Here is a 20,335-nt window from a genome sequence, read left to right as displayed (position 1 = left end):
ACGCTCAAGCCTCCGCCTCAGCGGTGGTGACCTCTTCGCCCTCGGTATTCATGCGCACCTGGCGGGACGGGACGATGGTCGAGATCGCATGCTTGTACACCATCTGCGAAACGGTACTGCGCAGCAGCACCACGAACTGATCGAAGGACTCGATCTGCCCCTGCAGCTTGATGCCGTTGACCAGATAGATCGAGACCGGCACACGGTCCCGACGCAGCGCGTTCAGGAAGGGTTCCTGCAGCATTTGCCCTTTGGCCATCAGTGCGTTCCTTGGTTGTTATTCTTCATCTCGCCACACGCCAAAAGCTCCTCCACCAAGCCCCGGCGGCGCCTTCTCAGAGAGTAGCACATCACTACTGGAAGTCTGCGCGGCGAATCACGTTCAACACTTCCGACCGATCGATCGTGGCCGCGTTCAATCGCGCATGCAGCGGGAATCGCCGCAAGCCCGTCAGCTGGCGCTTGGCCAGTTGCCGCGTCGCAGCGATCGCCCGCTCGCGGAACTGCGCAAAGTCGAGCTCTCCCGCCAGCCACTGCCAGCCCTGACGGTAGCCCACCGCGCGCTGGGAGGGATGCTCCGCCGTCAGCCCGGGGCGCTGCTGCAGGGCCATCAGTTCGTCGACAAACCCGGCCTCCAGCATCGCGTCGAAGCGACGGGCGATCCGGTCGCGCAGGACGTCGCGATCCTCCGGCCACAGGGCCAGCGATACCCAGCCCTCCGGCACGCGGGCCGCCGCACCCTGCTGGAAGCTGGACAACGGCCGCCCGGTCGCCTCAAAGACCTCCAGTGCCCGCAGGATGCGCTGCGGGTCGTTCGGGTGAATACGCGCCGCCGCCTCGGGATCCACCTTGACGAGTTCGCGATGCAAGGCCAGGCCACCCTCCACGTCCAGGCGCGCCCGCACCCGTTCGCGCACCGCATCCGGTACCTCGGGGATCTCGTCGAAACCATCCAGCAGAGCACGCAGGTACAACAGCGTGCCACCCACCAGCAGCGCCACCCGGCCACGCGCGTGGATCCCGGCGATCGCCTCCCGGGCGTCGCGCGCGAAGTCGGCGGCACTGTAAGTGTCCTCCGGATCGCGGATATCCAGCAGATGGTGCGGCACGCGGGCGCGCTCCTCCGCAGTCGGTTTCGCGGTGCCGATATCCATGCCGCGATAGACCAGCGCGGAGTCGACGCTGACGATCTCGCCCTCCAGCGCCTCGGCAAGCGCCAGCGACAACGCGGTCTTGCCCGAGGCCGTCGGTCCGGCCAGGATCACCACCGGCGGGCGGCCGGGTCCGAATGCGTCCATTGATCGCTAGCGGCCTCGCAGAAACAAGCGATCCAGCGCCTGGTGATCGAGCTCCACCCAGGTCGGGCGGCCATGATTGCATTGCCCGGAGCGTTCGGTCGCCTCCATGTCGCGCAGCAGCTGGTTCATCTCCGGGAGCGTCAGACGACGCCCGGCGCGCACCGAGCCGTGGCAGGCCATGGTGCCGAGCACGGCATTCATCTCGCCCTCGGCGCGGTGGCTGTAGCCGACGGCCGCGAGGTCCGCGAGCACATCGCGCACCAGCTGGGCCGTGTCACGCCCGCGCAGCAGCGCCGGGGCCGCGCGCAGGGTCAGCGCCTCCGGCCCCGACCGATCCAGTTCGAAACCCAAAGCACCCAGTACACCGGCATGCTCTTCGGCCAGCGCGGCCTCGGTGGGCGTCACGTCCAGCGTCTCCGGTACCAGCAGGGGTTGCGAGGTAATGCCCTGCGAACCCCATTCGCGCTTGAGCCGCTCGTAGGTAATGCGCTCATGGGCCGCATGCATGTCGACCACGATCAGGCCGCTTGCATTCTCCGCGAGGATAAAGGTCTCCGCGACCTGCCCCAGCGCGAAGCCCAGCGGGGGCGTGCCTTCCGTGCCAGCGTCCTCATCCGCGCGGGCGGCCGCCTCGAATGCCCGGGGCGCGGGCTCGGCCACCGCGGCTGGCCCGCGGAACTCGGCCCAGGCTGCCGCATACTCCGATGATGTTCCAGACGCATACTCGCGGCGGTCACCCGACCCGGCCGCAGGCGACCGGGCTTCGGCGCGGTACTCGGGCACCCCCAGTCCGCTCAGCGCCCGCTCGCGTGGGAACCCCGGCGCAGCCTGCTCCTGTGACGGCCGCGCGGCCCCGGTCACGGGCGGCAGATGCCCGGGCATCCCGCCATCCCCGGGACGCACATCCGCCAGCGCCTTGTGCAGGGCATGAAAGATGAAGTCGTGCACCATCCGCGACTCGCGAAAACGCACCTCCTGCTTGGTGGGGTGGGCGTTCACGTCGACCTGCACGGGGTCCAGTTCGAGCTCCAGCACGAACATCGGGTGACGCCCGTGGTAGAGCACGTCCTGATAGGCCTTGCGCACGGCTGCCGCCAGCACGCGGTCGCGAATCGCGCGGCCATTAACGAAGAAGAACTGCTGATCGGGCTGGGCCCGGGACTGGGTCGGGGCGCCCAGCCAGCCCGAAAGCTTGAGGCCGGCGCGCTGCTCGTCCACCGGCGTCGCCGCGTCCATAAAGGCCTCGCCCAGCAGGGCACGCACGCGCTGGGCAGGGTCCGCTGCGGCGGGCAGGTCCAACACCACACGATCGTTGTGGCGCAGGATGAAGGCGACCTCCGGGCAGGCCGCCGCCTGGGTACGGATGACGGTCTCGCAGTGGTTGAACTCGGTGCGCTCGGTGCGCACGAACTTGCGCCTTGCGGGGACATTGAAGAACAGGTCCCGCACCTCGACCGTCGTGCCCACCGGGTGCGCGGCAGGGGCCGCCTCGCGAAAGACATCCGAACCATCCCCGGTCAGACGCCACCCATTGCGCTCGCCCTCCACCGCCGAGGTCATGGACAGGCGCGAGACGGATGCGATCGACGGCAGTGCCTCGCCACGAAAGCCGAGGGTGTGCAGGGCCTCGAGGTCCTCCATCGAGCGGATCTTGCTGGTCGCGTGGCGTGACAGTGCCAGCGGGAGCTCGTCGCGATGGATGCCGCAACCATTGTCGCTGATCTGGATCAGACGGATGCCGCCCTGCTCCAGACGGATCTCGATGCGGGTCGAACCCGCGTCCAGGGCATTCTCCACCAGCTCCTTGACCACCGAGGCCGGGCGCTCGACCACCTCGCCTGCTGCGATCTGGTTGATCAGTTGCTCGGAGAGTTTCTCGATGGACACACGCGAATCCATGGGCCGGAATGGGCCCACAAGCCTAGGGAAACGCAGCTCGATTTGCACGCGCCGGTGGGCGCCCCTGCACAGACCGCGGTGGGTACAAAGTCCGAATCCGTGACGGGCACCCGTTCCGGGACGGACAGGCGCCGATGGGCGTCAGGAATCGCGCGGGATGCGCAGGACTTGGCCGGCGTAGATGCGATCGTCGCTGACATCGTTCGCCGAGCGCAGATCGGCCAGCGACAGGCTGTAACGATCGGCGATCCCGGACAAGGTCTCGCCGGGGCGAATAATGTGCTGGTCCGGCTGACCATCGGCGATCAGCGTGCCCGGGCGGGCATGCGTCGAGAAATAGGACCGCAGCCCGGTCAGCAGGGCATCCGCAAGAGAATTCTGGAAGTCCGTGCTGCGCAGCTTGCGCTCCTCGGACGGGTTGGAGATGAACGCGGCCTCGACCAGGATGGACGGGACATCGGGCGAGCGCAGCACCGCGAAGTTCGCCCGCTCGACCTCCGGCTTGCGCACCTTGCCCACCCGGTGCAGTTCGGAAATCATGCGCTCGGCCAGGGTGTTGCTCGCCTCGAGACTGCCGCTCTGAGCCAGATCCAGCAGCACGTTGGTCAGGGAGTCATCCTTGCCGTTGATCGGCACACCGCCCAGCCGCAGGTCGGCCTGGTTCTCGCGCTGCGCCAGAAAACGGGCGGCCTCGCTGGAGGCCCCGCGTTCGGAGAGCATGTAGACCGAGGAACCCTGCACGTTGCGGTTGGCGATCGCGTCGGCGTGAATCGACACAAAGACGTCAGCGTCCGCCTCGCGGGCACGCTCGATGCGCTCGCGCAGGGGCAGGAAGTAATCGCCGGTGCGGATCATCACCGCCTTCATGCCGCGCTCGTTGTCGACGCGCTCGGCCAGCCGCTTGGAGATCTGCAGGACCACGTCCTTCTCGCGGGTACCACCAGGGCCAATCGCGCCCGGGTCATGCCCGCCATGGCCAGCGTCGATGGCCACCACCACATCACGCAGATCCTCCTGCGAGCGGCCTCGGCGAGGTTCGCCGTTGTCGCGGGATTCCTCCCGGGCCGACTGCGTGGGGGCACCCTCGCGGCTGGTCAGGTCGAGCACCAGACGATGCGGGGAATCCTGGGCCGGCATCAACTTGAAGCTGCGCGGCTCGATCGGCTTGCGCAGGTCGAACACCACGCGCAGATCACCGCCGTCGCGCGGGGCGTGACGGATCGACTCCACGACCGAACGCGGATTGGAGCTGAGCTTCAGCTCGTCCACCGCGCGAGCGTTCTTGATATCCACCACCAGGCGATCGGGCGACTCGAGCTTGAACATCGAGTACTCGGCATCGCCATCCATGTCGAAGACCAGGCGCGTGGTGTCACCATCCACGGACATGCGCACCCGCTCGACACCCGTGCGCGCCAGTGCGGGCAGCGGCAGCCCGACCAGCCCCAGGGCAGTCAGAGCGCGCAGCACCTGGCGGCGGCGCATATCCGGAATCGTGCTTTGGCCCACGGCGAATCCCTTTTAATTCAGGGGGTCTGACTCCATTGTGGACGCTTTTTCTGGAAAAGCAATAGCAAAATTCTTTCTTTATGAGCGAGATATCGAGGTTTTTGTGTGTGGCATTGCAACTGATACCTCGCCCCACAAGAACCGCAATCCCTCTTGGGGGGCTGGATTTATTCCGGCTTTTCATTGGGTTATCAGGGTGGGGCGTTTCGCTGGAGGCGCGTGCGATAGTCGCCGGCGGCCGGCCCGGACACGTAAAGCATGCGCCCGTCCGGCTCGCACGGCTCCAGCCGCACCCGAAGATCCGGCTCCGGCAGCCAGCCGGCCCCGCGCTCCGGCCACTCCACCAGCCAGAGCGCTTGCCCGCCAAAGGCCTCGCGCACCCCCAGATACTCCAGCTCCTCCGGGTCCGCCAGGCGATACAGATCGAAGTGCAGCACGCTGCGTCCCTGGAGTTCGTAGGACTCCACCAGCGTGTAGGTGGGGCTGCGCACGTTGCCCGCATGCCCCAGCGCCTGCAGGAGGCCACGCGCCCAGGTCGTCTTGCCCGCGCCGAGATCCCCCTCCAGGGAGACGATCTGCAGGCCTTCCATCCCCGCAAGGGCCGCACCGGCCCGCTCTGTAGCCGCGGCGTCCGGTAGCCGGATCCCCTCGTTCACACCCCCTCCTCCCCAGCGGCGGCCGGCAGCGCATCCGCCAGCTCGCCCGCCAGCAGCCCGCGCCAGCTGCCGAGCCGCGCGCGCAGGACCCGACCAGCGGCACAATGCCAGGCTGCCCCGATCTCGGCCGCGGCGCGTGCCTCGAGCCCCTGCGCCCGCAGCGCGACGATAATCCCCGTAAGCACGTCCCCGCTCCCGGGGACCGCCATGCCGGCGTGGCCCCCGGTCACACAGCTCAGTGGCCCGACCTCAACACCGGGATCGGCGTCGGCGACCAGCGTCCCGGCCCCCTTGAGCAGCGACACGCCGCCGAAGCGCTGCGCCAGCTCGAGCACGGCCGCCGGTCGATTTGCCTCCACCTCCGCCGCCGGACGATTCAGCAGGCGGCCGGCCTCGCCTGGATGCGGAGTCAGGATCCAGGAATCCATCTGACGGGGCGTCGCAGCCAGCAGGTTCAGGGCATCGGCATCCACCACCAGGGGCACCCCCGCATCCGCGACCGCGTGCCACAGGCGGCGCCCCCACTCCTCCGTGCCCAGACCCGGGCCTGCCGCGATCACATCCACCTGACGGGCCAGGCGTAACAGATCGGTCGGCTCGCGCACCGCCCGCACCATGATCTCGGGCCGGTCGGCATTGGCCCAGGCCGCATGGTCCTCGTGCGTGGCCAGCGTCACCCGCCCGGCCCCGGCACGCAGGGCCGCGAGCGCCGTCAGGCGGGCCGCCCCGGAGAATCCCGGCGCGCCCCCGACGACCAGCACATGTCCGGCGTTACCCTTGTGCGCCCCCGGCCGGCGGGCCGGAAGACGATCCTGCCAGTCCTCCGGGCCCAGATGCCGGGCCCGCGGCATCACGCCCCGGGCAATCTGCTCGGGCAGATCCAGCCGCGCCACCTCGACGGTGCCCGCGTAGTCCACGCCCGCGCCGGTGTGCAGCCCCAGCTTGTCGGCAATCATGGTCACGGTATGCCGGGCGCGCACCGCGGGTCCCGGCACCGCGCCGGTATCGGCATTGACGCCCGAGGGGATGTCCGCGGCCAGCACGGGCCGCCCGGAGGCATTCAGGCGTTCAACCACCTCGCCATAGGCATCGTGCAGCGGGCGCTCCAGCCCGATACCGAACAGGCAGTCGACCCACAGCTCGGCGTCCGCCGGGTCGAAGGCCTCGAGCGGCGCCATCGCCCCCCCGTGCTCGATCCAGCGTCGATGCGCCTGACGGCCGTCCGACTGCGGGCGCGCGCGCGATGGGCCGCCGTGGAGCCGCACATCGAGGCCGGCCTGTGCCGCCAGTCGCGCCAGCACATAACCATCGCCCCCGTTGTTGCCGGGGCCGCAGAGGATGCCGAGCCGGCGCACCTCGGGCCAGTGGGCCCTGACGGCCGCCAGCAGGGCCGCCCCGGCCCGCTCCATCAACTCCCCGGGCGCGATCTCCGGCAGGGCCATGCCGGCCGCATCCAGAGCCCGCATGCCCTCGCTGTCGTAAAGCGCGCTGGTCAGGGGGATCGCCCCGGGTCCATCATTCACGTTTATTGCCCCGATCGTATGATTATCGAAATCGTGCCTGAGCCTCTCGATCCACGCCAATGTGACGCACTGGCCGAACAGATTCGGGCCTGGGGCCGCGAGCTGGGCTTCCAGGCCCTGCGCATCGCGCCGGCCACAGTCCCGGAGGCGGACCGCCAGCACCTGGACCGCTGGCTGCAGAAAGGCTCGCACGGCGAGATGGGCTGGATGGCCGAACGCGCCGCACTGCGCCACGATCCCGCACAACTGATGCCGGGCGTACAACGCGTGATCAGCGTGCGCATGGACTACTTTCCTCCGCGTACCCGGCGCCCGGCGATCCAGCTGGCCGAACGGGACCGCGCCTATGTCTCCCGCTACGCCCTCGGCCGCGACTACCACAAGCTGATCCGCAAGCGCCTGACCGAACTGGGCCGGCGCATCGAGGCCGCAGCAGGACCGCACGGCTATCGTGCCTTCACCGACAGCGCACCCATTCTGGAAAAGGCCCTGGCCGCCCGTGCCGGGCTCGGCTGGATCGGCAAGAACACCAACCTGCTCGCCCGCGAGAGTGGATCCTGGTTCTTTCTGGGCGAGCTGTTTACGGACCTGCCGCTACCGATGGACGGCCCGGTTGGCGAACACTGCGGGGCATGTACCGCCTGCCTCGACATCTGCCCGACGCAGGCCTTTCGCGGGCCCTACGACCTGGATGCCCGGCGCTGCATCTCCTACCTGACCATCGAGCTGAAGGGGTCGATCCCCGAAGAGCTGCGCCCGCTGATCGGCAACCGCATCTACGGCTGCGACGACTGCCAGCTGATCTGCCCGTGGAACCGCTTTGCCGAGGTCTCCGCGGAACCCGATTTCGTCGCTCGCCACGGACTGGATGCCGCTAGTCTGGTGGAACTGTTCGGCTGGGACGAGACCACCTTCCTGCAACGCACCGAGGGCATGGCCATCCGCCGCATCGGCCACGAGCAGTGGTTGCGCAATCTGGCAGTCGCCCTGGGCAATGGTCCGGCCTCCGCCGAGGCCGAGGCGGCCCTTCGTGCCCGCGCCGACCACCCCTCCGCCCTGGTACGCGAACACGTCGGCTGGGCACTCGAACGATTGCGCAACCCTTCGCCAGCGCCGACCGCAGACCACCTCTCCCGTCTCACCCAGGCGCCCGGACAATAACCAGCGACTAACGCTTGCCAGCACCCGCACGACAGGTGACACTCGGGAGCGGGATCCACTTTGCGACCCCAGCACCCTACGAAAGGATTCATCCTGTCGCCATGCCCGATCACCCGGACAGCACCCGCTTTCAGCGCCTGTTTGATCAGGCACCGGAGGCGCAGCTGGTGCTCAATCGAGCGGGCCATGTCGTCGCGGCAAACCAGGCCGCATCACTCCTGCTCGGCTACGCCCAGGACGAACTGACCGGCGGCATCCACATCACCACGATCGACCTCGAGGCCACACAGGCCGACGTCGACCGTGCGCACGGCCAGCCGGACGAGCGCCTGCCGGCCCGCTTTGAAACGCGCTACCGCCGCCGCGACGGGGCCGAATTTCCGGCCGAGATCAACATCAACGCGATTCATACCGGGGAGGATATCGAGGTCCTGGCCACGGTCCACGACATCACCCGACAGCAGCAATCCGAGCAGGCCCTGCACGAACTGGAGACCCAGCTCTCGGCCACGATCCGTCACGCGCCCCTGATCCTGTTCGGGCTGGGGCCGGATGGTGTTTTCACCCTGTCCGAGGGGGCTGCCCTGCACAGCCTGGGCCTACAACCCGGCGAGGTCGTCGGACAGGACGCACGCCTGCTGTACGCCGACCATCCGGCCATCCTGTCTGCAATCGATCGCGCGCTCGCCGGAGAGCGCTTTCAAACCGAGGTCAAGGTCGGCGACAGCCACTTCGCCATCTCCTGGATGCCGTCGGAGATTTCGCAGTCACTACAGCCGGGCGTGCTCGGGGTCGCCTGGGATATCTCCTCGCTGCGCGCGGCCGAGGCGACCACCGCCTCGGAACGCGACCGGCTCCTGACCACCCTGCATTCCATCAGCGATGGCGTGCTGACCGCGGACACCACCGGGCGCCTGACCTATCTCAACCCGTCGGCGCGCGACCTGCTGGGCGTGGACGCCACGGCGGTCCAGGGCCAGCGTCTCGACGAGGTGCTGGAGCTCGAGGACACGCATACCGGCCACCGGGTCATGAACCCGGTCACGCAGTGCCTGGAGACGGGTATGACGCTGGAGTCGCCGGAGCGCGTGCTGCGCCGCCCGGACGGTGCGGCCCGCGTGGTCCGCCTGCTGGTCTCGCCCCTGCGGCGACCGGACCACCACAGCGAGGGGGTCGTGGTCGTGCTGCATGACCACACCGAGCTGTGGCGCATGACCCAGCAACTGAACCACCAGGCCACCCACGACGAGCTCACCGGCCTGTGCAACCGCCGCGAGTTCGAACGGCGCCTGGACGAGGCCCTGCGCACCCTGGAGGAGGGCGACACGCCCCACGCGCTGTTCTATATGGACCTGGACCAGTTCAAGATCATCAACGATACCTGCGGCCATCAGGCCGGGGACGCGCTACTGCGCGAACTGGCCGACCTGCTGCCCGCCCATATTCGCGACAGCGACACCCTGGCGCGTCTCGGTGGTGACGAGTTCGGCCTGCTACTGACGCATTGCCCGGTGGAACGCGCGGAGGCCATCGGCAAGAAACTACTGGCCACCGCCCAGGGACTGCGCTTCTCCTGGGAGGGCCGCCGCTTTGATGTGGGCATGAGCATCGGCCTGGTCCCGATCGAGGGCCCTGGCCGGAACCTTCCGGAGGTCCTCAGCCAGGCGGATTCCGCTTGCTACGTGGCCAAGGATCTCGGGCGCAACCGGCTCTATACCTGGAAGCCCTCCGACCAGATCCTGCGCCGACGCCATGGCGAGATGGAATGGGTCGGCCGTCTGCGTGCGGCCCTGGAGGATGCCCGTTTTGTCGCCTATGCCCAGCCGGTCAAGCCCCTGAACGGCGCCGATCTGCCGCTGGACCATGTCGAGATCCTGCTGCGCCTGCACGGGGAAGACGGAACCCTGATCACCCCGGGCGCCTTTATCCCGGCTGCCGAACGCTACCACCTGATGCCCGAGATCGATCGCCATGTGGTCGAACTCGTGTTCCGCCAGCTGGCCGATCACCGGGACCAGAACCCGGATCATGCCCCAGTCGTGGTGTCGATCAATCTGTCCGGGCAGTCGCTGGCGCAGGACGGGATGCTCGAATTCATCACCAGCCGCATGAGCCAGTTCCGCATTCAGGCGCAGCAGATCATTTTCGAGATCACCGAGACCGCCGCGATCAGTCATCACGACCGCGCACAGGGCCTGATCCGCGCGCTGCGCTACATGGGCTGCCGCTTCTCCCTGGACGACTTCGGCAGCGGGCTGTCCTCGTTCGGCTACCTGAAGAACCTGCCGGTCGACTTCCTCAAGGTGGACGGCAGTTTCGTGCGCGACATCGCGACCAACGCGGTCGATGCGGCGATGGTCACCGCGATCCACCGCGTCGGCCATGTGCTCGGGCTGCGCACCATCGCCGAGTGCGTGGAATCCGAGGAGACCATGCACCACCTGCGCGAGATCGGGCTCGACTTCGTCCAGGGCTATCACCTGGCCAGGCCGATTCCGCTGGCCGACTACCTCGCGGAAATTGCCGGCCGCTGATCAGGCTTGAATCCCGGCTCGCGCGCCTCAACCCTTGAGATAGCCGACGCTTTCGCCTTGCCAGCGGCAAGCTGTTAGCGTGCGGCCCATCTCAACTGATCAACCGTGGGACCCCATGCCGTATTCGGAAGAACAGATCACCTCGACCCATCGCTGGTCGGACAAGACCTTTAGCTTCAAGACCACGCGCCCCGAAGGCCTGCAGTTCAAGAACGGGCAGTTCGTCACGCTGGGTCTGCGCCCCGAGGGCAAACTGATCCCGCGCGCCTACTCGATCGTCTCCGAACCCGAGGCCGAGGAACTGGAGTTCCTGAGCATCCACGTTCCCGACGGCGCGCTGACCAGTCGCCTGGCCCAGGTCGGCCCCGGCGACTCGATCTGGATCAACACCAAGGTCACCGGTTCACTGACCTTCGACTACGTGCAGCCCGGGCGGACCCTGTACATGCTGGCCACCGGCACGGGTCTGGCCCCGTTCATCTCGCTGATCCGCAGCCCGGAGCTGTTCGAGCACTTCGAGAACGCGGTGCTGGTGCATAGCGTGCGCACCGTCGAGGAGCTCGCCTACCGCCAGGAGATCGAGTCGCGCATCAGCGACCGCCTGCGCTACGTACCAACGGTCACCCGCGAGAACCACGACTTTGCCTGCCCGATCGCGCAGCAGCCGTATGACAACAACCAGCGCGGGGCCGACATGTTCCGCTCCGGCGAGCTGTTCCAGATCCTCAACCTGCCCCCGGCAGATCCGGCGCACGACCGCGTGATGCTCTGCGGCAACCCGGCGATGAACCGCGAGATGAGCGAGTGGCTGGTCGAACACGGCTGGACCCAGACCAACTACAAGGGGGTCGGCAACTTCACCGTGGAACAGGCCTTCGTGACCACGATGTCCGACTCGGACGACTAACTGCCCTGAGCCAGCAGCACCCAGCGGGCCGCGTTGATCCGCTGCAGGACGGCTGTGTCACCACCCCGGTCGGGGTGGTGACGCTGCGCCAGACGCCGGTACTGCTGCCGGATCGCCGCCGCATCAACCGGATCCTCCAGCCCCAGCACCTCGAGCGCCTGCTCGCGCCGCTCGTCACGCGCCAGATGCGCCCAGAACTCGCCCAGTAGCGCCTCCACCGCGGCCGCATCCATCCCCTCCAGCCGCGTCAGATCCAGGTAGTAGGCCCGCAGTGGATCACCCCGCGCCGGCAGGTCCGACCCCATGTCCGCCGCCTGTAGCGGCTCGATCCCGATACCCAGGCAATGGATACGCAGCCACTCGCCCTGCCCCGCGAGCATGTCGCGCAGCCGGTAAAGACAGTGGAACAGCACAAAGTGGGTCTGGAACAGGCTCAACGGCTCCTGCAGGCGCGCCGCGGCGAACGGCTCCACTTCCAGATCGCGCAGCTGCGCAATCAGCGCATGCTCCGTACATCCGCACGGATGTCCGCGCAGCGCCTCCAGCACCCGCTCCAGCAGTGCCGTATCCACCGGCGAACCGGCTGGGCGATCCCCATCGATCATGCGCCCGGGAACTCGCCGTCCACATAGACCCAGCGCCCGTCCTCGCGGCGAAAGCGGCTGCGCTCGTGCAGGCGCACCCCCTGGCCGCGTACCCGCGAGCGGGCGACGAACTCGACCCAGCCCTCCTGATCCTCCGGCCCGCCCGCCTCGGTCGCGCGGATCGCCAGACCGAGCCAGCGCTGGCCCGGCTCCAGCACCAGGGATTCCGGTCGCGTCGCGGCGGCCCAGGTGGCTAGCAGATAGTCCTCGCGCCCCTCCACGAAGGCGGCATAGCGCGAGCGCATCAGCGCCTGCGCCGTCGGGGCCGCAGCCGCGCCGTCCAGGTACTGCCCGCAGCAGGCCGCCCGGTCCAGCCCGGATCCACAGGCGCATATATTCCCCTTCCTGCGGCTGGCCTTGCCCAAGCGATACCTCCCCTGATCGACGTCGCCGCCAGCATGCACGAGCCATTGCCCCGGGTCGAACCCATACTTTGGGACTGGTCTTCCGTACGCCGAAACGTTAGGTTGCGAAAGCACCCAGAGAGATACTGATTCATGGCCAACATCCTGATCATGGGCTGCGGCGATCTCGGCGGCGGCGTCGGAGAACAGCTCGCCGCAGCCGGGCACGCGGTCTGGGGCCTGCGCCGTCAGCCAGAGCGCATCCCGGAACCGATCCAGCCGCTGGCCGGCGACTTCGCCCGCGCGGACGCGCTGCCGCCGCTCCCCGCGGCTCTGGACACCGTCTATTTCATCGCCACCCCGGGCGAGTTCACCGAGGCCGCATACCGCCGCGCCTATGTCGACGGCCTGCGCAACACTCTGGCCGCTCTGGAGCAGGCCAAACAAAATCCGCGCCGCATCGCGTTCGTCTCCAGCACCTCGGTCTTTGGCGCCGACGACGGGCGCTGGGTGGACGAGACCAGCCCGGCCGAGCCCACCCGTTTCTCCGGGCACTGCCTGCTGGAGGCCGAGCAGTTGCTGGCCGACAGCCCGTTTGCCGGCGTGGTCGTGCGCTTTGGCGGCATCTATGGTCCGGGACGCGAGTACCACCTGCGCAAGGTCCGCGAGGGCGTGCGTGGCCAGCACGAAGCACCGGTCTGGACCAACCGCATCCACCGTGAGGACTGCGTGGGCCTGCTGACCCACCTGTTTCATCTGGACGACCCCGAGCCGCTTTATCTGGGCGTCGATGACGAACCGGCCCTGCGCCACGAGCTGCTCGGCTGGCTGGCGCAGGAGATGGAGCTCGATCCGCCGGGGACGCCGCCGATGCCGGCCGGCGACGTCCGCGGCAAGCGCTGCCGCAACGGGCGACTGCATGCCAGCGGGTATCGCCTGCGCTACCCCGACTACCGCACCGGCTATCGCGAGCTGCTCCACCGGCTCGCCACCACCTGAGCCAAGCTCTCACCGCTTTCAGGCTGGGCCTGGTTCGGCCTCGGGTGTTCCGAGTGCCTTCGTCCGGCCGCCTGCCAAGCGCTGTCTCGGCAGCGCACCCCGAGGTACTTTCTTGCTTGCCCAAGAAAGTACCCGTCGAGGCGCACCCGGATTCCGCCCGGGGACCTTGCTCCAGGGCCCTCGGGCCGGCGGCGCTGAAACTCGCTTCGCTCAGACAGTCAGCGCCCCCGTTTCTATTTTGAATCGTCCGTCCCGAGGACCCTTCCGCAAGGGGCTTCATACGGGGGGAGAAGGTCAAGACAACGGCGATCCAGAGGTTCGTGCGAGTGGATGGAGGCAAGATGTTCCAACATCTTGGCACGCGCGGCCTACGGCCCTGGCGTGCCGCGCCCGCGAGCGGGCGCCAGGGGGACAGGTAGGATGCTGATGAGCGCAGCGAATCGCATCAGGGTTGCCCCGACGTTGGCATGGTGCGTTTCGCTGCGCTCAACGCACCCTACAGCCTTGGGCTCATGACAGGTGCGGGAACACCGTCGGTTTTGACCTTCCCTCCCGATATGAGCCCCTTGTGGAGGGCGTGACAGGCCGGGAGAAGGCGCTGACTGTCTGAGCGTAGCGAGTTTCAGCGCCGCCGGCCTGACGCGTCCGGAGCAAGGTTCCCGGGCGAATCCCGGGCGTGTTTCTTGGTTACTTCTTTGTACGAGCAAAGAAGTAACTCGGGGCGCGCTGCCGAGACAGCGCAGGCAGGCGGCCGGACGAAAGCACCGTAAACACCCGAGGCCGAACCAGGCCCAGCCACTACTGGGCAGGCGGCCAGACAAAACCAATGTAAACACATGAGCGGGCAGCGGGCGGCGCACGCGCCGCGCCGTTATAATGCGCGGCTTTCGCCCATTCCGACCCGAGCGCGCCCGCGATCATGGACAAAAGCTTCGACCCCAAGAGCATCGAGCAGACCCAGTACGAACGCTGGGAGGCTGCGAACATCTTCGCGCCGCCGGAGTCGGGCGAGGCCAGCTACTGCATCCTCCTGCCGCCGCCGAACGTGACCGGAACGCTGCATATGGGGCACGCGTTCCAGCACACGCTGATGGATACCCTGATCCGCTACCGCCGCATGCACGGCGACCGCACCCTGTGGCAGGGCGGCACCGACCATGCCGGGATCGCCACCCAGATGGTGGTCGAGCGCCAGCTCTCCGCCGACGGCAAGGGCCGCCACGACCTCGGACGCGAGAAGTTTCTCGAGGCGGTCTGGGACTGGAAGGACCAGTCCGGCGGCACCATCACCCGCCAGATGCGTCGCCTGGGCGACTCGGTGGACTGGTCGCGCGAGCGCTTCACCATGGACGACGGGCTGTCCGCGGCGGTGCGCGAGGTCTTCGTGCGCCTGCATGAAGAGGGCCTGATCTACCGCGGCAAGCGCCTGGTCAACTGGGACCCGGTGCTGCACACCGCGCTGTCCGACCTCGAGGTGCTGTCGGAGGAGGAAAACGGCCACCTGTGGCACTTCCGCTACCCGCTGGCCGACGGCTCCGGGCACCTGACCGTCGCGACCACGCGCCCCGAGACGATGCTGGGCGATACCGCCGTCGCGGTGCACCCGGAGGACGAGCGCTACCGCCACCTGATCGGCCAGACGATCAAGCTGCCGCTGGTCGGGCGCGAGATCCCGATTATCGCCGATGACTACGTCGAGGCCGAGTTCGGCTCCGGCTGCGTAAAGATCACCCCGGCGCATGACTTCAACGACTACGCGATGGGCCAGCGTCACGACCTGCCGGTGATCAACATCCTGACCATCGACGCCTGCCTGAACGACAACGTACCCGAGGCCTATCGCGGCCTGGACCGCTACCAGGCGCGGCAGAAGGTCGTCGACGACCTGGACGCCCTGGGGCTGCTGGAGAAGATCGACGACCACAAGCTGATGGTCCCGCGCGGCGACCGCTCCGGCACCGTGGTCGAGCCCTATCTGACCGACCAGTGGTATGTGAAGGCCGGCCCGCTGGCCGCGCCGGCGATCAAGGCGGTGGAAGACGGGCGCATCCGCTTCGTGCCGGAGAACTGGTCGAAGACCTACTTCGAGTGGATGCGCAACATCGAGGACTGGTGCATCTCGCGCCAGATCTGGTGGGGCCACCGCATCCCGGCCTGGTACGACAGCGATGGCAACGTGTACGTCGGGCGTTCCGAGGACGAGGTGCGCGAGAAGCACGGCCTGGGCGCCGAGGTGGCGCTGGAACAGGACGAGGACGTACTGGACACCTGGTTCTCCTCCGCGCTGTGGCCGTTCTCCACCCTCGGCTGGCCGCAGGAGACGCCGGAGCTGCGCGCCTTCTACCCGACCAGCGTGCTGGTCACCGGCTTCGACATCATCTTCTTCTGGGTCGCCCGCATGATCATGATGGGCGAGCACTTCATGGGCGACGTGCCCTTCCGCGAGGTCTACGTCACCGGCCTGATCCGTGACTCGGAAGGCCAGAAGATGTCCAAGTCCAAGGGTAACGTGATCGACCCGATTGACCTGATCGACGGCATCAGCGCCGACGACCTGGTGGCCAAGCGCACCCGGGGCCTGATGCAGCCGCAGATGGCCGCGAAGATCGAGAAGACCACGCGCAAGGCCTTCCCCGACGGCTTCCCCGCCTTCGGCACCGACGCCCTGCGTTTCACCCTGGCGGCACTGGCCACCACCGGGCGCGACATCAAGTTCGACCTCGGCCGCATCGAGGGCTACCGCAACTTCTGCAACAAGCTGTGGAACGCCTCGCGCTTCGTGCTGATGAACGTCGAGGGCCACGACTGCTCGGCGGCCACCGACACGGCGGAACACCGCACCCTGGCCGATCGCTGGATCCTCGACCGCCTGGCGGCCACCGCCGAGACCGCTACGCAGCAGCTCGATGCCTACCGCTTCGACCTCGCTGCGCAGACGCTGTACGAATTCACCTGGCACGACTACTGCGACTGGTACCTGGAGCTGACCAAGCCGGTCCTGAACGACGCGGCCACGCCGGAGGCGGTCAAGCGCGCCACGCGCAATACGCTGGTCACCGTGCTCGAGGCCCTGCTGCGCCTGCTGCACCCGGTGATGCCGTTCATCACCGAGGCGATCTGGACCAGTGTGAAGCCGCACGCCGGGATCGGCGACGACGTCGAGTTCCTGGTGCAGTGCCGCTGGCCGGCGCAGGACGGCTTCCCGCGTGATGCCACCGCCACCGCCGAGCTCGACTGGGTCAAGGACTTCATCACCGGGCTGCGCCGCATCCGCGCGGAGATGGACATCGCCCCGGGCAAGCCGCTGCCGGTGCTGGTGAAGAACTGGAGCGAGGCCGACCAGGAGCGCTACACGCGCCACCGCGGCCTGCTGGAGTTCCTCGCCAAACCCGAGAGCGTCACCTGGCTGGACGCCGCCGACGAGGCCCCGGAATCGGCGATGGCCCTGGTCGACGAGATGCAGCTGCTGATCCCGCTGGCCGGGCTGATCGACAAGGATGCCGAGCTGGCCCGCCTGGACAAGGAGATCGGCAAGCTCGACAAGAACCTCGAGCAGAGCGAAAAGCGCCTTGCCAACGCGAGCTTCGTCGACCGCGCCCCGGCCGAGGTGGTGCAGAAGGAACGCGACCGCGTCGCCGAGATGCAGGCCACCCGCGACCAGCTCGCCGCCCAGCGCGAACGCATCCGCGCGATGTAGCGGCTGCGACCGCTACTGCAAAGGGCGGGTCAGCTGATCCGGTCGAGCATCCCCTGATGGCGGATCAGCCGGGCGAACAGCCGCCCGGTGTGGTACCAGTGCAACATCCAGATCTCGCGTGCCAGCCGCAGCTGCGGCACTCGCGGCGAGTGCTCGGCAGGGCAGGGACAGACCTCGAGTCCCACCCCGCGCGCGATGGCCACCGCCCGGGGCAGATGGAAGCGACTGGTCACGAGCACGCAGCTCGGCAGGCTGCCGCCGGTACGCTGGGCGAGCAGGTCGCGGGCGTTTTGCAGGTTCTCCAGGGTGTGCCGCGAGTCCTCTTCACAGAAGATGCGAGAGGCCCGGATGCCGCGCTGGCGCAGGAAGGCCGCCCCTGCGGCTGACTCGCTGGGCCCCTCCGGCGAGGTATACCCCCCCAACAGCAGAACGCGGGCCTCCGGGTCACGCCGCAGCAAGCGCAGGGCCCGCAACAGGCGCAGCCGGTAACCCGGCCCAGGACGCCCCTCTTGTAACTGCTGCCCCAGGACAATGATCCAGGGTGCCCGCCCCGGACAGTGCAGACCGCGCACCCAGAGCTGCATGCGACCCCACAGCGCGAGCCAGCTAAGCCCCGCCGTCAGCACAATGACCAGATTGGACAACCCAAACGTCAGCAGCCCATCCGACCCGACGCGCCGCAGTCCTACTCGGCCGCCGATCACGACTTGCCCTCCATATCCCCCCCTGGCGGCTCGCTGGCGGCCGAGTCGTCTCATCCCATGAGAGCGCCCACTCTGCCGGCCCGCCCCGCAAAACCGCTTGTTCCCTGCATTTGGAGGGTACCACGCCCCCTTGGGGTTGCGTATCATCGGCCCCGGGCTGGAAGGTGCGCGGGAAGCCCAGCACCTTCGCACAGGGAGAGCCGATTTCGGATTACGCCGCTATTTAGGGGAGAGACGTGGCAGCACAAACCGCAATGGAACAGGAAGTCGCCAGGCTGATCGTCGACAGTCTGAATCTCGAAGAGGTCAGCCCCGAGGACATCGAGCCGGAGGCCCCCTTGTTCCGCGAGGGGCTTGGGCTGGACTCGATCGATGCACTGGAGCTGGCGCTGGCCATCTCGCGTGCCTATGGCGTGCAGATCCGCTCCGATGACGAGAACAACCGCCAGATCTTCGCATCCTTGCGGGCCCTGACCGCCCATATCGAGGCGCACCGAGCCACGTCGTGAGTACCCGGATCGCCGCCGTGGTAGCCCTGGGCTACCCGGTGGCCGTGATCGCGGGCAGCTTCCTGGAGCTGCCGCGACTGCCACTGGCGTGGCTGGCGCTGCTCATACTGGTCCTCGCCTGGCCGGCCCTGCCCGTGCTCGGCCGGGGGGTGATAGCCCTGGTGCTGGCCGTGCTAGTGTTGCTTCTGGGTACCGAGCCGGCCGGGAAATGGCTGATCTATGCAGTACCGGTGCTTATCCAGGGGGGCCTGGCATGGCTGTTTGCCCGCTCTCTGCGCCCGGGTTCCACACCCCTGATTACCCGGTATGCGCTGGCCATGGGCGCCTCCGACAGCACGCCGGTGCATCGCTATACGCGGCGGCTGACGGCCGCCTGGGCCCTGCTGTGCGGTGGACTCGCCCTGTTGTCGGCGGTACTGGCGGTGGCGGTATCCACCACCACCTGGGCCTTGTTCGCAAATGGGATCAACTATCTGTTCCTGGCGGCGCTGTTCATGCTGGAATATCCGTTACGGCGCTGGCTCCTGTGCGACGAACCACGGGCGGGTTTCCTGCCCTACCTCGCCGCGCTGGCACGCGCCGACCACCGCCACATCCTGAGACAACGATGAGGGACTCGAACACGCAAGCGCTGATTGCCGACCACCCAACGCCACTGGCCTGGGTGGCAGGACGCTGTGTCTCGCGGACCGCGTTTCTGGCGGATGTCCGCGCCCTCGCCCGGCGAATCCCGGCCGGTGGAGCCCACTTCAACCTGTGCGAGGATCGCTATCGCTTTGCCGTCGCGTTTGCCGCGATCCTGCTGCGCGGGGGCACTAACATCCTCCCCCCGAACCGCGCCCGGACGACCCTGAGCGAGATCGCCGAGCGTCATCCCGGCGCGCACGCACTGGTGGACGAGCGCGACCTCAGTGTCACCATCCCCGTCATTCCCGTCACCGCGGACGGGACAGGGCACGCCCACAATGCGGGTGCGACCCCCGAGATCCCGTCGAATCAGATGGCGGTGCATGCCTATACCTCGGGCAGCACCGGACAGCCCACTGCCCACAGCAGGAGCTGGAACAGCCTTCACGTCGTGACCGCACAGGCCCTGCGCCGCTTCGGACTGGATGCCGACGGGGGAACACTGGTGGGAACGGTCCCCGCACAACACATGTACGGCCTGGAGTCCACGGTGCTGTATGCCCTGCTCGGCCCCTGCACGCTGCTGGCCGAGCGCCCGTTCTTCCCGGACGATATCCGCCAGGCCCTGGCCGAGCATGCCCCGGCAAACCTCGTCACGACCCCGTTTCACCTGGACGCCTGCCTGCGGGCGGGGCTGACCTGGCCCAGAGCGGCGCGCATCCTCAGCGCCACCGCCCCACTGGAACAAGACCGGGCACGGGCCGCGGAAACACTGTTTGGCACGACCGTCCGCGAGATCTACGGCTGCACCGAGGCCGGGGCCATCGCCAGCCGCGAGACGGCCCGGGAGCCCCTGTGGACGGTCTATGACGGGATTGCCCTGACAACCCAGGACAGCGACCGGGTGGCAGTACAGGGGCCCCAGCACCCGGCACCAGTCCCCCTGCCCGACCGCATCGAACGGGAAGATGCCCGGCGCTTCCGCATGCGCGGGCGCCTGGCGGATCAGCTTAATATCGCCGGCAAGCGCGCCTCTCTTGCCGAGCTGAACCGGCGCCTGAATGCCATCCCCGGGGTACTGGACGGCGTGTTCATCCCGCCCGACCCCGGACAGGACAGCGGGACTGCCCGTCTGGCTGCGATCGTGGTCGCCCCGGAGCGCTCCGAGGCCGAGATCCTGGCCGCACTGGCCGAAACCACGGACCCGCTGTTCCTTCCGCGCCCCCTGGTGATGGTGGATGCCCTCCCCCGCAGCGCGACGGGCAAGCTCCCGCGCCAGGTGCTGCTGGACCTGCTGGATCAGCACGGTCAGTGCGCCTGAACA

General features: G+C 68.0%; 17 protein-coding genes. 8 read left to right on the top strand and 9 right to left on the bottom strand.

All coding sequences use genetic code 11. From position 1 onward, the window contains the following. Positions 1-4: 4 nt before the first annotated feature. The 6 genes from hfq to C936_RS0106965 all read right to left on the bottom strand — a co-directional run bounded on the left by hfq (position 5) and on the right by C936_RS0106965 (position 6,885). Entirely contained in the window at positions 5-259 is a 255-nt protein-coding gene (gene hfq / locus C936_RS0106990; RefSeq protein ID WP_018138592.1) for an RNA chaperone Hfq, read from the bottom strand. 94 nt (positions 260-353) lie between these two features. Continuing rightward, positions 354-1,298 carry a tRNA (adenosine(37)-N6)-dimethylallyltransferase MiaA gene (gene miaA / locus C936_RS0106985; RefSeq protein WP_018174606.1) on the bottom strand — a complete coding sequence of 315 codons (945 nt, stop codon included), beginning with the start codon at positions 1,296-1,298 and terminating at the stop codon, positions 354-356. 6 nt (positions 1,299-1,304) lie between these two features. After that, entirely contained in the window at positions 1,305-3,185 is a 1,881-nt protein-coding gene (gene mutL / locus C936_RS0106980; protein ID WP_018138594.1) for a DNA mismatch repair endonuclease MutL, read from the bottom strand. A gap of 153 nt (positions 3,186-3,338) precedes the next feature. Further along, the gene (locus tag C936_RS0106975) at positions 3,339-4,682 is read right to left on the bottom strand and encodes an N-acetylmuramoyl-L-alanine amidase (RefSeq protein ID WP_018138595.1); all 1,344 of its coding nucleotides are present in this window, start codon (positions 4,680-4,682) and stop codon (positions 3,339-3,341) included. Between the two features lie 215 nt (positions 4,683-4,897). Next, a complete protein-coding gene (gene tsaE, locus C936_RS0106970) occupies positions 4,898-5,362 on the bottom strand; it encodes a tRNA (adenosine(37)-N6)-threonylcarbamoyltransferase complex ATPase subunit type 1 TsaE (RefSeq protein ID WP_018138596.1) in 465 nt (154 codons plus the stop codon). Beyond that, a complete protein-coding gene (locus C936_RS0106965) occupies positions 5,359-6,885 on the bottom strand; it encodes a bifunctional ADP-dependent NAD(P)H-hydrate dehydratase/NAD(P)H-hydrate epimerase (RefSeq protein ID WP_018649056.1) in 1,527 nt (508 codons plus the stop codon). Before C936_RS0106965 ends, tsaE begins: the two co-directional genes overlap by 4 nt. Before the next feature lie 18 nt (positions 6,886-6,903). Here C936_RS0106965 and queG point away from each other — a divergent pair, with 18 nt between their 5' ends. The 3 genes from queG to C936_RS0106950 all read left to right on the top strand — a co-directional run bounded on the left by queG (position 6,904) and on the right by C936_RS0106950 (position 11,487). Then, positions 6,904-8,046, top strand: coding sequence for a tRNA epoxyqueuosine(34) reductase QueG (queG, locus tag C936_RS0106960; protein WP_018649057.1), 1,143 nt, complete (start codon positions 6,904-6,906; stop codon positions 8,044-8,046). 101 nt (positions 8,047-8,147) lie between these two features. Next, positions 8,148-10,580 (top strand): EAL domain-containing protein, encoded by a 2,433-nt coding sequence (locus tag C936_RS0106955; RefSeq protein ID WP_018649058.1) that lies wholly within the window; start codon positions 8,148-8,150, stop codon positions 10,578-10,580. A gap of 115 nt (positions 10,581-10,695) precedes the next feature. Then, entirely contained in the window at positions 10,696-11,487 is a 792-nt protein-coding gene (locus C936_RS0106950; protein WP_018174602.1) for a ferredoxin--NADP reductase, read from the top strand. On the opposite strand, the gene C936_RS0106945 is transcribed toward C936_RS0106950, so the two are convergent. Together C936_RS0106945 and C936_RS14255 are read right to left on the bottom strand one after the other, a co-directional pair. Further along, a complete protein-coding gene (locus C936_RS0106945; RefSeq protein ID WP_018138601.1) occupies positions 11,484-12,092 on the bottom strand; it encodes a DNA-J related domain-containing protein in 609 nt (202 codons plus the stop codon). The genes C936_RS0106950 and C936_RS0106945 overlap by 4 nt on opposite strands. Then, positions 12,089-12,496, bottom strand: a complete 408-nt coding sequence (locus tag C936_RS14255) for a YchJ family protein (protein WP_018174601.1) — start codon at positions 12,494-12,496, stop codon at positions 12,089-12,091. The genes C936_RS0106945 and C936_RS14255 overlap by 4 nt, the downstream gene beginning before the upstream one ends. A 132-nt stretch (positions 12,497-12,628) precedes the next feature. On the opposite strand from C936_RS14255, the gene C936_RS0106935 reads away from it, so the two are divergent. Next, on the top strand, positions 12,629-13,474 hold the full coding sequence (locus C936_RS0106935; protein WP_018174600.1) for an NAD-dependent epimerase/dehydratase family protein: 846 nt from the start codon (positions 12,629-12,631) through the stop codon (positions 13,472-13,474). Between the two features lie 919 nt (positions 13,475-14,393). Further along, entirely contained in the window at positions 14,394-17,171 is a 2,778-nt protein-coding gene (locus C936_RS0106930) for a valine--tRNA ligase (protein WP_018174599.1), read from the top strand. A 29-nt stretch (positions 17,172-17,200) separates the two neighbouring features. On the opposite strand, the gene C936_RS0106925 is transcribed toward C936_RS0106930, so the two are convergent. After that, the gene (locus C936_RS0106925) at positions 17,201-17,875 is read right to left on the bottom strand and encodes a YdcF family protein (RefSeq protein ID WP_018174598.1); all 675 of its coding nucleotides are present in this window, start codon (positions 17,873-17,875) and stop codon (positions 17,201-17,203) included. 236 nt (positions 17,876-18,111) lie between these two features. Between C936_RS0106925 and C936_RS0106920 the strand changes: the two genes are divergently transcribed. Genes C936_RS0106920 through C936_RS0106910 form a run of 3 tightly spaced genes read left to right on the top strand, consistent with a single transcriptional unit; the run spans position 18,112 to position 20,332 of the window. Next, positions 18,112-18,384 carry a phosphopantetheine-binding protein gene (locus C936_RS0106920; protein ID WP_012981895.1) on the top strand — a complete coding sequence of 91 codons (273 nt, stop codon included), beginning with the start codon at positions 18,112-18,114 and terminating at the stop codon, positions 18,382-18,384. Beyond that, positions 18,381-18,995, top strand: coding sequence for a hypothetical protein (locus tag C936_RS0106915; protein WP_018137726.1), 615 nt, complete (start codon positions 18,381-18,383; stop codon positions 18,993-18,995). Before C936_RS0106920 ends, C936_RS0106915 begins: the two co-directional genes overlap by 4 nt. Continuing rightward, complete coding sequence (locus C936_RS0106910; RefSeq protein ID WP_018174597.1) at positions 18,992-20,332, top strand: AMP-binding protein; 1,341 nt, start codon at positions 18,992-18,994, stop codon at positions 20,330-20,332. The genes C936_RS0106915 and C936_RS0106910 overlap by 4 nt, the downstream gene beginning before the upstream one ends. Positions 20,333-20,335: the final 3 nt, after the last annotated feature.

Origin of the sequence: Thioalkalivibrio sp. ALJ4 (assembly GCF_000377225.1) — a bacterium.
Lineage (GTDB): Bacteria > Pseudomonadota > Gammaproteobacteria > Ectothiorhodospirales > Ectothiorhodospiraceae > Thioalkalivibrio.
The sequence above is the reverse complement of the archived record's forward strand: the minus strand, read 5'-3'. Positions and strand labels throughout refer to the sequence as shown.